15 protein-coding genes are annotated in these 13237 nt (G+C 38.6%); 14 read left to right on the top strand and 1 reads right to left on the bottom strand.

Annotated elements, in window-relative coordinates; all coding sequences use genetic code 11:
• Positions 1-94: 94 nt before the first annotated feature.
• The 9 genes from Q8N37_01210 (at position 95) to murD (ending at position 7961) form a co-directional block, all read left to right on the top strand.
• Positions 95-631: a YbaK/EbsC family protein gene (locus Q8N37_01210; protein MDP3057126.1), complete on the top strand. Its 537-nt coding sequence runs from the start codon at positions 95-97 to the stop codon at positions 629-631.
• A gap of 82 nt (positions 632-713) precedes the next feature.
• Positions 714-1427 carry a segregation/condensation protein A gene (locus Q8N37_01205; GenBank protein ID MDP3057125.1) on the top strand — a complete coding sequence of 238 codons (714 nt, stop codon included), beginning with the start codon at positions 714-716 and terminating at the stop codon, positions 1425-1427.
• A 46-nt stretch (positions 1428-1473) separates the two neighbouring features.
• Positions 1474-2004, top strand: coding sequence for an SMC-Scp complex subunit ScpB (gene scpB, locus Q8N37_01200; GenBank protein MDP3057124.1), 531 nt, complete (start codon positions 1474-1476; stop codon positions 2002-2004).
• A 5-nt stretch (positions 2005-2009) separates the two neighbouring features.
• Positions 2010-3044 carry a serine hydrolase gene (locus Q8N37_01195; protein MDP3057123.1) on the top strand — a complete coding sequence of 345 codons (1035 nt, stop codon included), beginning with the start codon at positions 2010-2012 and terminating at the stop codon, positions 3042-3044.
• Between the two features lie 28 nt (positions 3045-3072).
• Positions 3073-4116, top strand: a complete 1044-nt coding sequence (gene mraY / locus Q8N37_01190) for a phospho-N-acetylmuramoyl-pentapeptide-transferase (GenBank protein MDP3057122.1) — start codon at positions 3073-3075, stop codon at positions 4114-4116.
• A 22-nt stretch (positions 4117-4138) separates the two neighbouring features.
• Positions 4139-5137, top strand: a complete 999-nt coding sequence (locus tag Q8N37_01185) for an NlpC/P60 family protein (GenBank protein ID MDP3057121.1) — start codon at positions 4139-4141, stop codon at positions 5135-5137.
• Positions 5138-5162: 25 nt separating this feature from the next.
• Positions 5163-5879, top strand: coding sequence for an HD domain-containing protein (locus Q8N37_01180; protein MDP3057120.1), 717 nt, complete (start codon positions 5163-5165; stop codon positions 5877-5879).
• 26 nt (positions 5880-5905) lie between these two features.
• Positions 5906-6442: an isopentenyl-diphosphate Delta-isomerase gene (gene idi / locus Q8N37_01175; GenBank protein ID MDP3057119.1), complete on the top strand. Its 537-nt coding sequence runs from the start codon at positions 5906-5908 to the stop codon at positions 6440-6442.
• Positions 6443-6461: 19 nt separating this feature from the next.
• Complete coding sequence (gene murD / locus Q8N37_01170) at positions 6462-7961, top strand: UDP-N-acetylmuramoyl-L-alanine--D-glutamate ligase (GenBank protein MDP3057118.1); 1500 nt, start codon at positions 6462-6464, stop codon at positions 7959-7961.
• A gap of 102 nt (positions 7962-8063) precedes the next feature.
• Here the strand turns inward: murD and Q8N37_01165 are convergent, their stop codons facing one another.
• Positions 8064-8219: a lysine biosynthesis protein LysW gene (locus Q8N37_01165; protein MDP3057117.1), complete on the bottom strand. Its 156-nt coding sequence runs from the start codon at positions 8217-8219 to the stop codon at positions 8064-8066.
• A gap of 345 nt (positions 8220-8564) precedes the next feature.
• On the opposite strand from Q8N37_01165, the gene Q8N37_01160 reads away from it, so the two are divergent.
• From Q8N37_01160 to Q8N37_01140, 5 genes are all read left to right on the top strand, one after another.
• The gene (locus tag Q8N37_01160) at positions 8565-9644 is read left to right on the top strand and encodes a pyridoxal-phosphate dependent enzyme (GenBank protein MDP3057116.1); all 1080 of its coding nucleotides are present in this window, start codon (positions 8565-8567) and stop codon (positions 9642-9644) included.
• 103 nt (positions 9645-9747) lie between these two features.
• A complete protein-coding gene (locus tag Q8N37_01155) occupies positions 9748-10209 on the top strand; it encodes a small multi-drug export protein (protein ID MDP3057115.1) in 462 nt (153 codons plus the stop codon).
• A 99-nt stretch (positions 10210-10308) separates the two neighbouring features.
• Positions 10309-11733: an ATP-grasp domain-containing protein gene (locus Q8N37_01150; protein ID MDP3057114.1), complete on the top strand. Its 1425-nt coding sequence runs from the start codon at positions 10309-10311 to the stop codon at positions 11731-11733.
• Positions 11730-12839 carry a putative lipid II flippase FtsW gene (gene ftsW / locus Q8N37_01145; GenBank protein MDP3057113.1) on the top strand — a complete coding sequence of 370 codons (1110 nt, stop codon included), beginning with the start codon at positions 11730-11732 and terminating at the stop codon, positions 12837-12839. Before Q8N37_01150 ends, ftsW begins: the two co-directional genes overlap by 4 nt.
• Before the next feature lie 123 nt (positions 12840-12962).
• Positions 12963-13169, top strand: coding sequence for a hypothetical protein (locus Q8N37_01140; GenBank protein MDP3057112.1), 207 nt, complete (start codon positions 12963-12965; stop codon positions 13167-13169).
• Positions 13170-13237 lie beyond the last annotated feature (68 nt).

Genomic DNA, 13237 nt, shown 5'->3' with positions numbered 1-13237 from the left:
TGTCATGCTGAATTTATTTCAGCATCTAAAATTTTTTAAAGATTCTGAAACAAGTTCAGAATGACAGTTAATTAGAACAAGGAGAAATAAACTTATGGCTATTTTAAAAAACCTCGAAAAATTATTGAAAAATGCGAAAGTAAAATACGAGCTTATAAAGCATAAGACGGTTTACACGGCTTTGGATAAGGCTAATACGCTAAAGATCAAACCAAAGGAAGTGGCGAAAACCGTGGCGTTGAAATTAGGTGCAGGTAAATTCGCGCAATATGTGATCGCTTCGATTCCGGCGGATAAGAATTTTGACAAGGAAAAATTCAAGAAGTTGTATAATGATTGGCTGAAGAAAACAGCTAAAACGGAAAAGAAAGTTTTTAAAGCGGTTAAAGAAATTGATTTTGCAGCTGAGGCGATAATCAAAAAAAATATAATTAAAATTAAAAAAGGCGGGACAGTTCCGCCTTTCGGAAGCTTGTTTAAATTGCCGGCATTTATCGATAGATCATTATTGAAAGTAAAAAAATTGGTGATTAACGCGGGCGGATTTGAAGAGTCGATTAGAATAGCTGGTAGCCAGATTGAAAAGATTGAGAATATGATCAAAGGTAGTTTTTCAAAGACAAAAAAATGATTTACGATGTACGATTTAAGATTTACGAATGGGTTTGAATTTATTCTTAAATCATAAATCTTTAATCTTAAATCTCTGCAATATGCCATTTACAGTAAAACTTGAACAATTTGAAGGCCCGTTGGATTTGCTTCTGGAATTGATCCAAAAGGAAAAATTGGAAATTACATTGATATCGCTGGCAAAAGTTACCAATAGTTATCTCGGGCATCTTAAAGGGAATTTGGATATTTCGTCCGATAATCTTTCAGATTTTTTGGTTGTGGCCGCGAGATTGATTTTGATCAAATCAAAAGCGTTGTTGCCGATATTGGAATTGACGCCGGAAGAAGAGGATTCTATTGCGGATCTTGAAGCGAGACTGGCTTTATATAAAAAATTCAAGGAAGTCTCACAATTGCTTGGCTTGGAATTTGACAAACGCCAATTTTCTTTTAGCCGCAAGGGTTTCGAAGGAGTGAAACAGGGTTTTTTCCCTCCGCCGGATATTGATGCGGCAATACTCGAAAAAACAATGAGCCGGATTTTGGCGGAAATGCCCAAAGCGGAAAAGCTGGTTGAAGAACGGGTAAAGGAAGTAATTACTCTTGAACAAAAGATAATTGAATTAAAGTCGTCTTTGCAGCAGAGGATCGAAATGAGTTTCAAAACGCTTACCGCAAGCGCGAAAAACAAAACAGAGATTATCGTGACCTTTTTGGCGATTTTGGAGCTTTTTAAGGCGAAAATAATTAATGTTGAACAGAAAGAAATATTTGGAGAGATAATGATCAGCAAGAAAGAAATTGCGGTATAGTTAAACATAGTAATGCATTAAGTATAATAAATTAGGAGTTATTTTTATGGAAAATGAAAAAATAAAATCAATTATTGAAAGCATTTTGTTTGTTTCCGGAGAGCCGATTAAGATAAAAAAAATCGCCGCTATCGCCAAGCTCGGCAGCGGAGAAATAAAAAAAGGAATTGAGAGCTTGAAACAAGATCTTGCTTCAAGCCATCGCGGCATTAGAATTATTGAAAAAGACGAGGAAGTCCAGCTGGCGACTAATTCAGAAAATGCGGAATATATCAATGATTTCTTGAAAAATGAACTGGAGCAAGGATTGACTCGGGCGTCGCTTGAAACTTTGGCGATAGTCGCTTATCGCGGACCTTTGAGCCGAATGGAAGTGGAGCAGATCAGGGGGGTAAACTGCACTTTTACTTTGAGGTATTTATTGCTTAGGGGGTTAATTGACAGGATTGAGAATCCCAATGATTCAAGAAGCTGGCATTATAAGATAAGCTTTGATTTTTTAAAGAAACTGAATTTCGCTCGCATAGAGGAATTGCCCCGATACGAAGAATTAAAAAAAGAAATTGAAAAAGCATAATCAATATGAAAAATAAAATCGCTGTTTTAGTGAGCGTGCCATTGGTTTTTTTCGGGATATCGTTCGAAATCATTTCCCGTCCGGTTTTATCCGTAAAACCGGAAAATATTGAAATTGATCAAGCTGCGCCAAAATGGCCGGAAACCGGGAAAAATACATTTTTTTTGCGTCAAAATTATGTTTTGCCGTTTGAGAAAATTTTAGTGCCGGTTAGAAAAGAGGGGAAAAATGATATTTTAATTAATGCCAAATCGGTTTTGGCGGTTGATGATTTTAGCGGCCAGACGCTTTATGAAAAAGACGCGGAGCAAAAAGTTAAGATCGCCAGCCTTACCAAGCTTGCGACGGCCAGCGCTATGCTGGATTTTATTAAAACCGAGAATTCTAATTTGATAATTAAGGCAGGGAATTATAATTTTAGTGAGATCGTGGAGATAAGCAAAACAGCGCTTGGGGCTGAAGGAGACAGCGGTTATTTATTAATTGGCGAAAAAATAAAAGTCGGCGATCTTTTAAAAATAATGCTTATCGCTTCAAGCAATGGCGCCGCCCGCGCGATCGCGGAAGATATTACGAAAAAAAATAATTCAAAAGAGCAAGGAATCCGTTACTTCGTCGGATTAATGAATAATTTCGCGGAAAAAGAGGGATTGACCGGCACTCATTTTACCAATCCTGATGGCGTTGATGAAAGAGATAATTATTCTACGGCGAAAGATGTCGTGACGTTATCAAGAGGCCTTCTCAATGACTATCCGGAAATTTTTAGCATAACCATAATTGATAAGATAAATATAAGATCAGCTGACGGCAAGAACGATCATTTTATAAAAAATACCAATAAACTTTTGGGGAATTTGCCCGGAATAATCGGCGGAAAAACAGGATATACGGATGAGGCGGGAGAGAGCTTGCTTTTGGTAGTCGAAGATTCAACGCGTCAGCATCGAATAGTGGCTGTGGTGATCGGCGCTAATGGCAGATTCTCGGAAATGGAAAAATTGGTAAAATGGATCTGGGATTCTTATGAATGGAAATAAAAATAATTAAAAATTGAAAATTAAACTTATGTTTTATTCGCGAGAAATAATCGGAGTTTTAATCGTTTTTATAATTGCGTTTATTGCCGCTTGGGCGATCACGCCGGCATTTATCAGGTTTTTAATTCGCCATAAATTAGGCAAAAGTATTCGCGCCGAGGGCAATACGCCGGTTTTTACCGCGCTTCATCAAAAAAAAACAGGCACTCCGACAATGGGCGGTCTGATAATCTGGGTGCCGGTCTTGGCGCTCGCCCTAGGTTTTGCTTTTTTAGCGCATATTTTTTCGGACTCAATATTCGATCGATTGAATTTTTTAAGCCGTGAGAAGACATGGCTTCCGATCGGCGCAATGGTTATCGCCGGAATTATCGGGGCGCTTGACGATATTCTGAATATTTTTAAGATCGGTCCGAATGGCGGAGGGTTAAGCGTGAAGATCAGGCTATTGCTTTATACGCTGGTTGCTGTCGGCGGAGCATGGTGGCTTTACTATAAGCTTGAATGGAACGCGATCAGTATTCCCGGATTGGGCGAGGTGTATTTGGGTTTATGGTATATTCCGCTTTTTATTTTGGTAGTGGTAGCGACATCTTTTTCTCTAAATGAAACTGACGGGCTTGATGGTTTGGCCGGAGGCGTAGCTTTGACATCATTCGGCGCTTATGCGATGATCGCTTTTATGCAAGGGAATATCGAACTGACTATTTTTATCGCGGCGATCTTGGGCACGCTGCTTGCTTTTGTCTGGTATAATATTTATCCGGCGATGTTTTTTATGACCGATACCGGTTCGATGGCGCTGGGAACAACTCTCGGAATAATCGCAATGCTTACTGATACGGTTTTTATATTGCCGATCATCGCGATCATTTTGGTGATCGAGTCCGGGTCGGTAATTATTCAGACGATCTCAAAAAAATATTGGGGCAGGAAAATATTCTTGAGTACGCCGATCCATCATCATTTTGAAGCTTTGGGCTGGCCTGAAACAAAAGTAACGATGCGATTTTGGATAATTTCCGGAATGGCCGCGGCGGTAGGATTGATCATTGCGACAGTGGCAAGGTAGTTTTTAATTTAAGAAACAAAAAATGATAAAAAGCATCTTGATATCATCGGTGGAAAAAAAAATAAAAAATATTAAGTCACGCTATAAAAAAAAGTACGGCGCGGTATTTTTTGACGTAAAAGTAAAAAGTTTTAACGATTTTATTATTCTCGAGGGCGCGGTTTTGTCAGAGAAACAGAAAAATGAAGTTTTTGTAACCGTAAAAGAAATCATAAAAAACAATAGAGTTAAGAACAGCATCAGGGTTTTAAGCGATCCGAAAGATGATTTGGAAATCGGATGGGGTATAATTACGGCCGATGTTGCCGATATGCGGGTAAAATTGTCAGATAAAAAAAATACAACCGGAGAATCACCAGCCTCGAATAAATCGAGTCTAGGCGGGTTGGCTAGCCAGGCGATGAAAGGTGATTTTGTGAGAATATTACTCAAAGAAGGTATTTGGTATCTGGCGCAAACTCGCGATCTGACGATCGGCTGGGTGGATTCTTCCCGGATAGCACTTAGCAAGTGGGAAATAATAAAGAAAGAATGGATAAAAACAAAAAGGGTAAGGGCGGGCGAGGTGGTCAGAAAGCGTTTGGCAAAAAATATTCAGAGCAAGTTCCTTCGTTTTTTGGAAAAATATTTGAATGCTCAGTATTTATTGGGAGGTATGACCGGACAAAGCATTGACTGCTCGGGATTGACGCAGAAATTTTATTCGGATATTTTTGGAATTCTTTTGCCGCGACATTCCAGCGATCAAGCGCTTTGCGGCGAAAAAATCGAGCTGAGCGCGGCGCACTTCGGCGATCTGGTGTTTTTGCGCCGCAAGGCGACAAAAGTTGCGCACATCGGCATAGTTGTGGAAAAATTCAAAACGCCAAAAGCCAAACGCCAGACTTCTAACAGCATTTTAATTCTAAATGCCCGGCGGGAAATCGGAGGAGTCGCGATCGAAGATTTGCCCGATATTTTAAAGTTTTATAATTTGATTTCTGTCCGAAGAATAATTAAACAGGTTTTAATTAAAAAATAAATTCAATAATAAGAAAGGAACAAAAATGATAAAAAAAATAAATTTAGGATCGGATAGGCCGGAAAATAATTTAGCGAATTTTAATTTGTTGGCAAAAATCAAAAGCCATCCGATGGTTTTGGAATTTATCAAGCAGTCAGAAGCTTCTTTAAAGGCGCTTTCGTATACCGAGCACGGCTTGCGGCACGCGACGTTGGTTTCCGATCGAGCCCGCAATATTGCCCAAGATATGGGATTAGGATTAAAAGATATGGAGCTTGCCGCCATCGCCGGCTATTGCCATGATATTGGAAATTTTGTCGGAAGAACGAGCCATCATTATTGGGGGGCGCTTTTATTCAGTCAGTTTTTTTCCACCGATCTTTCTCCGGAGGATTTAACGCGGGTAATGCAGGCGATTGCCAATCATGACAAAGAAGAAATGCGTTTTACCAATATTATTTCAGCGATTGTCGTTCTGGCCGATAAATCCGACGTGTCGAGAAAAAGAGTTTTTTCCAAAAATTTGGACGAGATCAAGGAAGACATTCATGATAGGGTCAATTACGCCACCACGGAAGCGCATTTAAAAGTCAGCAAAGATAAGAAAAAAATAATTTTAACCATTAAGATCGATACGAAATTTGTGCCCATAATCGAGTATTTTGAAATATTTACTGGTCGAATGACATACTGTCGCAGTGCGGCTGAATATTTAGGTTATGATTTTGATCTGATAATCAACGATGTAGCATTGTTGTGAAACGCGATTCCGATAAATAAAATATTATGGAAGAAAAAATCATACTTGTCGACAAAAACGATAAAGAGATAGGTTTGGGAGAAAAATTAAAAGTGCACCAGGAAGGAAAGCTTCATCGCGCATTTTCAATTTTTATTTTTAATTCCAAAGGAGAATTGATGTTGCAGCAACGCGCCAGATCAAAATACCATTCCGGCGGGCTTTGGACCAATACGTGTTGCAGTCACCCGGGAAGCGGAGAGAGATTTGAAGAGGCAGTGCATCGGCGGCTTCAGGAAGAAATGGGCTTTGATTGCGAGATGAAAGAAATTTTTAGTTTTATTTATAAGGCAAAGCTTGATCATGGGCTTTGGGAACATGAATTTGATCATGTTTTTATTGGAAGATTCGATGGCGAGCCGCGCATTAATCCGGAAGAGGCTGATGACTGGAAATGGATCAATTTCGACGAATTAAAAAAAGATATTTCAGAAAATTCCGGAAATTATACGGTATGGTTTAAAATAGCAGTGGATAAGAATGGCGAGGATATTGCCAAAGCGATCGGAAGTTTTATTGCATAAAATCTTTTAAAGAAAAAACGTGAATAAATTTTTAGAAAAAATTAAAACCAAGAATATTCATATTGTCGGCGTTTCGGGAACGGAAGGAAGCGCGGTTTTGGAATTTTTCATTAAAAACGGGATTAAAAGCATTACGGCGCATGATTTTTCTCGGGATCAGGAAGAATTTAAAAATAATTTTTTTAAGACGCATTTGTGGCTGAAAGGAAAAGAAAAAATTAAAGCGTTTGAAAATTTTTTACAATTGCCGATAAAATTAAAACTTAAGGATAAATATCTTGAAGGTGTGGATAGCGCGGATATTGTTTTTGTGCCGTCATCTTGGTATTTGTACAAACCCAATTTCCCCGGACTCGAAGATGCGAAGAAAAAAAGCATTGAATTTTCTAGTCTGACTAAATTATATTTTGAGATGGCTAAGGGAAAAATAATTTCTGTTACCGGCACAAAAGGCAAGGGCACTACCTCGCGGTTGATCTATGAAATTTTATTAAAATCCGGCAAAAAGAAAAATGTGTATTTGGCGGGCAATGACCGGCGAAGCGCGCAAGAGCCGGATAAGGTTTCAAAAATGGGGAAAGACAATATTTTAGTATTGGAAACAAGCAATCGCCAGCTAACGATTGATTTGGGCAGAAGCCCTGATATCGGAATAATTACCAATATTTCGCCTGATCATATTGATGAGCATGGCAGCTTTGAGAAATACATTGCGGTTAAAAAAAGCCTTTTTCAATATACGAAAAAAGATAATGTCGCAGTCTTGAATTATGATAATGAAATTACAAAAAAAATTGGCGAAGAATTGATTACGCGAGGCATAAAAGTTTTTTTCTTCAGCAGAAAAAGTGAAGTTAAAAGCGGAGCTTGCGTGGAAAACGGAAAAATTTTTGTAAAAATTAAAAGTGATAAAAAAGAGATTTGCGATTTGAGGGATATTAAGCTTCTAGGTGAACATAATATAGAGAATGTTTTAGCCGCAGCATTGGTTGGTTCTTTGGCGGGCGCGGAGCCGGAAGAAATAAAAAAAACAATTCAGGATTTTCAAGGCCTTCCGCATCGAATCGAATTTATCGGTGAATATAATGGGGTAAAATTTTATGATGATCTGGCTTCTACCAACCCTGATTCTACGATCGTGGCGATAAAAGCGCTGAATGAGTTAAGGATCAAGAGCCAAGAGTCAAGAATGATTTTAATTATGGGCGGGGACGATAAAGGGATGGATTATGCAGGGATGACGGAAGAGATTGTCGGCAAGGTGGATATCTTGATTTTATTGCCGGGAACAGGAAGTGATATTATTAAAAACCAAATTATAAACGCCGAATGTCAAAAAATGAAACTTTTTGAATATAATGATTTTTTAGAGGCGCTGGATCTATTAAAAGAGCAAATAAAAACAGGCGATATTGTATTAATTTCGCCTGCCTCGGCGCATTTTCAAGCGAGGTACATTGATATTCTTAAAAAACCGATAAGGAATTTAATTGTGGAAAAGTTTAATCTGTCATCCTGAACTTGTTTCAGGATCTATAGGAACTACTATATTGCACAATAGAATCTATGAAAATAGAAACAAGCATTAAAGATCCCGAAATAAATTCGGGATGACCAAAGGTCATTTTTCTTCCAGCGCTTGCACTTCCAGAGGTTCGATGCTTATCACTTCCAGTTCGCACCCGCAGTGAGGGCAGCTGATAACATCTCCGATGGTGATATTAGGAAAATCATCGGCTAAAATATCTTTTTTACAAACATCGCATTGTGAAGACATATATTTACATGTTAAAATGTTAAAATTCTAGTATTATAATATCTAAAATCAGCTTTTGAGTCAAATAAAAAAAGGACCCAAGCGAGTCCTATAAGCTCATATCTACATCTTTTAACATGTATTTCCAAACTGTTAATATTGCTATACAAGCAATTATGACAATGATTACTTGCGATAGCGGATTAAAAAGTGCAGCTGTGCCAAAAAGTGCAATATGGATCTTTACAAGCGCTAACATTATCAATACCGGAACAATAGTCGGCGCGGAAAACATTTTTAAAAGATCGATTAAGTCACCCATTTTTTACCTCCTATTTTTCTTTAACTTTAACATAAAATTTTAAAATGTCAATTTTTCGATCAAAAATTAATTCTGAGTTAAAAAATGTCTGGCGTTACGCTGGTTTTTATCCGATGATCAAAAAAGAAAATCGGCTGACTTTGAATGAGGGAAATACGCCGGAGATCAGTATGCCGAATATTGCCAAAGAGCTAGGTTTTAAAGAGCTGATTTTTAAGCGTGAAGATCTTAATCCCAATGGTTCACACAAAGACAGATTGCTTGCTTATCAAGTTTCACGCGCCAAAGAGAACGGAGAAAAAGTATTGATCATTTCTTCTTCCGGCAACGCGGCAGTATCCGCTGCGGCTTATTGCCAGCTAGCCGGCATAAAACTTTTTATATTTGTTTCGCCCAAGATCGATAAAGAAAAATTAATTAAAATGGCGGGGTGCGGCGCAAAAATAATAATTTCCAAACACGCGCTCACTTTGGCGGATCTGGCTTCTAAAAAGTTTAAAATCAGGAATCTCCGGCCAGGCGCGGATGAAAAATCTTATTACGGATTAAAATCAATCGCTTTTGAGATTTTTGAACACTGCGGCGAGATTGATGCGATTTTTATTCCTACTTCCAGCGCCAGCACGGTAATTGCTATTGCTGAAGCCTTTGATGATTTGGCGCAATCCGGAGAGATTAAAAAAATTCCTGCCATATACGTGGTGCAGACCGCCAAAGTTCATCCGATCGCCGGGCATTTTGACAAAAAATTTATAGGCGGAAATGAAAGTTTGGCGCGCGGGATCGTGGCAAAAAATATTCCGGAAGAAAAATTAGTAAATATTTTGATGGTGATTAAAAATTCCGCCGGCGGAGGAGCGGTAGTGGCTGATGTCGATATTACGGAAGCAAGTAAAATTTTAGAAAAAAATAATATTGAAACAGGCTATGAAAGCGCGGCCGGTTTTGCCGGCGCGATAAAACTTAGAGAAAAAGTGAAAGGCAAGAAAGTCGTAGTGTTGCTGACAGGAAAGAAAACAAATGGTAAAATAGAGGATATTGAAAGCAGGAATATTTTTAGAGCGGAGAATATAGATGAAGTTGAAGAAGTATTTAAAAGGCTGGAGTTTAATTTTAAAGTCTAAATTTAAAATTTAGACTTATTTAAAGTAATTCCATGACCGCATAATTATTATTCGATAGTATAATGCAATTCATTTCGCAACTTGATCATTAATATTTTATTTTATGAATCAGGAGTTAGCTACATTTTTAACAGCAATGACGCCGATAGGCGAACTGCGCGCGGCTATACCGCTGGCTATTGGCGTGTATAAAATGTCGCCGGCGAACGCGCTGTTTTGGTCAATATCAGGCAATATCGCCATTGCGGTGCTGCTTATTCGCTTTTTATGTCCTGCGGTAAAAATTTTAACGAGGCGTTTGCCTTTTTTAAAGCGGTTTTTATGGAAAGTTCTTTTGAAAACGAGAAAGAATTATTATAAAAAACACGAGAATTGGGGCAGTTTGGCTTTAGTTATGTTTGTGGCGATTCCGCTGCCTATGACTGGCGCATGGACAGCCGCGATAATCGCGTTTCTTTTCGGAATTCCTTTTTGTCGGGCGCTGGCTTTAATCAGCGCGGGAATTATTATCGCTGGATTTTTGGTGCTGGGAGTTACTTTGGGCGCGTTAAAAATTTTCTTTTAGGGCCGCTTTTTTAATTTGCAGGTTAATTTTAGTTTTCGCGCATTTTTTGTTTTTTTCCTAAAAAAATGATAGAATATCAATATTCATATAATTTAATATATGGCATATACAATAAACAATTTAGCTGACATAAAAAAGATTTTTGAGGGTTCAAAAACTCCGATTTTTTATGTTTCAAACGTTGTTGACAGAGGCATAGGTTTGGAGAATATTATTCCCAACTACCACATTATTTGCATTGATTATGATGACGAAGTGGACTATCTGGAAAAGGCGGGCGCAAAAATTTTTTGTCTGGAAAAAGAATTTGGCAAGAAGAACGTGATCCTTAGGAGTTCCGCGATATTGCTGGGCCAAGAATCGGTTAAAAAATATATAAAGGAAAACACTCCGCCGGGCGTGCAAGCGGCAGTGGTCGTATTCAAGCCGTCACTGGCGGCCGAAAAGATCGCTTTGGAAAATAATTGGAAATTTTTGAACAACACGACAGTTTTGTCGAAAGAGATCGAGGATAAGTTCAATTTCTTGTTTATCGCCAAAAGTTTGCACATAAGAACTCCCGACGCGGAAACGATAGATTTCGGGCGCATCAGTTATTGGGAGTTGAAAAAATATTACGATTATTTCGTCATTCAGCTTAAAAGCGGTTATGCCGGCAGTTCCACTTTTTTTATCAGAAGCAAAGATGACTACGGCAGGTTAATGGATACTTTTTTTCGCAATCCGTCCGGCAAAAAATCTTTTATGGTAAAAGTTTCGAAGTTTATTCGCGGCATTCCTGCAACGGTTAATGCTTGTGTTACTTCATCGGGGGCTTATGTGGGTAAGCCGTGCTATCAGATTACCGGCGAAGAATTATGCACGAATAATCTCGGCACAACTTGCGGAAACGATTGGGGAGTCCTTTCTGTTTCAGCCAAGGCACTGGATGAAATGAACGGAATTGGTAAAAAAATAGGGATGTATCTTAAAGGAAAAGGATATAAAGGGATTTTTGGCTTGGATTTTATCATAAGCGAAAAAAACGAAGATGTTTATTTAATCGAGATCAATCCGCGATTTGTCGCTTCCATACCTTTTTACACAAAACTGGAAATTAAAAATTTAGCAATTCCCATGATCGCTTTGCATTTTCTTGAATTTTTAGGAGAAAAATATGATGTTGATCCCAGAGCCAAAGATCTATCCAACAAGAATGTTTTAGCCATTTCCGGTTCACAGCTGGTTTTAAGGAATAAAGAAAAAATGGTGTGTGCTCCAAGCAGCGAATTAAAAGCAGGAGTTTATTGTCTTGAAAATGACAAGTTGAATTTTTTGCGGCCAGGGTATTCTGTTCTTGATTTAAAATCGCCAAATGAGCTTATTGTTCTGGCGGCGGCAAAGGGGAGAAAGATAAAACCGGAAAGCGAAGCGGCTCGAGTTGAATCTACGGGGTCGTTTGTTTCAGCTGATTATCATCTTACGGCGGATGCCGAATTAATTATTCGGGAAGTCTATGATAAATTAAAGCTGACTGTTTTATGATTAAATCTTACAGGCCAGACTACGTTTTAATCGGAACAGTATTGCTTTTATTGCTGTTTGGTTTGATAATGGTGGCCAGCGCTAGCGTCATTAAAGGGTTTCAGGAATTTGGCGATCGCTATTACTACGCCAAGCATCAGCTTATTTACGGAATTATTCCGGGAATTATTTTTTTTCTTTTCGCTTTAAAATTTTATTATCGCCGGTGGATAAAATTATCCCCAATTCTTTTTGTTGTTAGCGTTATTGGTTTAGTTGTTGTTCTTATCCCGTCTCTGGGCTTTTATCATGGCGGAGCGGCAAGATGGATCACTATTGGTTCCTATACGCTTCAGCCGTCTGAGTTTGTTAAGATGTTTTTTATTATTTATTTGGCGGCATGGCTTGATAAAAAAGGCAGCAAGATAAACGATATCAAAGCGACGCTTTTTCCATTTTTGGCCATCGTAGCGATTTTAAGCGTTCTTATTATTGCTCAGCCGAACCTGGGAATGCTTGGCATTGTTACGCTGTCCGCCCTGGCACTTTATTATGTTTCCGGAGCAAAAATAATTCACGTTTTTTCGTTAATAATTTTGGGGATTTCCGCTTTGGCGGTTTTTATTAAAACTGAACCTTATCGATTGCAACGTTTTGTGACTTTTTTGGATCCGAAGGCGGATTTGTTGAATACCGGCTATCAGATCAATCAAGCGGTAATTGCCATAGGTTCAGGCGGATTATTCGGCCTGGGTTTGGGACAGAGCCGGCAAAAATATAATTATTTGCCCGAGCCTTTCGGCGATTCTATTTTTGCTATTACCGGAGAAGAGCTGGGTTTCGCGGGACTTTTGGCGTTGATCATTTTATTTTTAATATTTGTTTGGCGGTGTTTTATCATAGCCAAGAACGCGCCGGATAATTTTGGGAAATTATTGGTTTCCGGAATTACTTTTATTCTTGTTATTCAGTTTTTTATGAATATTGCCGCGATTACGCAATTTATACCGATGACGGGAGTTCCTATGCCTTTTATCAGCTATGGCGGGTCTGCGCTAGCAACTGCTTTGTTCGGGGTTGGGATAATATTGAATGTTTCAAGCCATACTCCAAGAAAATCTCATTAAACATAAAATCTTATATGGAAAATATTTTTCAAAAGAGATAGCTAAAACTATAAAGTGATGCTTGGCATAATTCTGAAAAAGTAGTATAATTAAAAAAGAAAGAAAAAATGTAAATTTTTAGGTTTGGGCACGAACCACATCGTGGTCCTTACCCAATTCAAACCCGGCACCGTCTACCGCTTCCGCGTCGCTTCCACTGACAAGTTCGGCAACACCATCATCTCCTCCGACTACACGGTCCTCTCGCCGGTCAAACGCCAATCCATCATCCAGATGATCATCAACCAATTCGAGAACATCTTCGGCTGGGCTAGGGGGATAGGGATCTAGGAAAGAAATAGCGGACTAATAATTAAGGGCTTTACTAATTTTAGAAATGCGGTATAATTATAAAGTAT

Source organism: bacterium, from assembly GCA_030693205.1.
Classification (GTDB): domain Bacteria; phylum Patescibacteriota; class Minisyncoccia; order JAHIHE01; family JAHIHE01; genus JAHILZ01.
The sequence above is the reverse complement of the archived record's forward strand: the minus strand, read 5'-3'. Positions and strand labels throughout refer to the sequence as shown.

What these genes read in the sequence shown, in the direction of transcription:
- Q8N37_01210 (MDP3057126.1), top strand. Translation starts at nt 95, where the DNA reads ATGGCTATTTTAAAAAACCTCGAAAAATTATTGAAAAATGCGAAAGTA.
- Q8N37_01205 (MDP3057125.1), top strand. Translation starts at nt 714, where the DNA reads ATGCCATTTACAGTAAAACTTGAACAATTTGAAGGCCCGTTGGATTTG.
- scpB (MDP3057124.1), top strand. Translation starts at nt 1,474, where the DNA reads ATGGAAAATGAAAAAATAAAATCAATTATTGAAAGCATTTTGTTTGTT.
- Q8N37_01195 (MDP3057123.1), top strand. Translation starts at nt 2,010, where the DNA reads ATGAAAAATAAAATCGCTGTTTTAGTGAGCGTGCCATTGGTTTTTTTC.
- mraY (MDP3057122.1), top strand. Translation starts at nt 3,073, where the DNA reads ATGTTTTATTCGCGAGAAATAATCGGAGTTTTAATCGTTTTTATAATT.
- Q8N37_01185 (MDP3057121.1), top strand. Translation starts at nt 4,139, where the DNA reads ATGATAAAAAGCATCTTGATATCATCGGTGGAAAAAAAAATAAAAAAT.
- Q8N37_01180 (MDP3057120.1), top strand. Translation starts at nt 5,163, where the DNA reads ATGATAAAAAAAATAAATTTAGGATCGGATAGGCCGGAAAATAATTTA.
- idi (MDP3057119.1), top strand. Translation starts at nt 5,906, where the DNA reads ATGGAAGAAAAAATCATACTTGTCGACAAAAACGATAAAGAGATAGGT.
- Q8N37_01165 (MDP3057117.1), bottom strand. Translation starts at nt 8,219, where the DNA reads ATGTCTTCACAATGCGATGTTTGTAAAAAAGATATTTTAGCCGATGAT.
- Q8N37_01160 (MDP3057116.1), top strand. Translation starts at nt 8,565, where the DNA reads ATGTCAATTTTTCGATCAAAAATTAATTCTGAGTTAAAAAATGTCTGG.
- Q8N37_01155 (MDP3057115.1), top strand. Translation starts at nt 9,748, where the DNA reads ATGAATCAGGAGTTAGCTACATTTTTAACAGCAATGACGCCGATAGGC.
- Q8N37_01150 (MDP3057114.1), top strand. Translation starts at nt 10,309, where the DNA reads ATGGCATATACAATAAACAATTTAGCTGACATAAAAAAGATTTTTGAG.
- ftsW (MDP3057113.1), top strand. Translation starts at nt 11,730, where the DNA reads ATGATTAAATCTTACAGGCCAGACTACGTTTTAATCGGAACAGTATTG.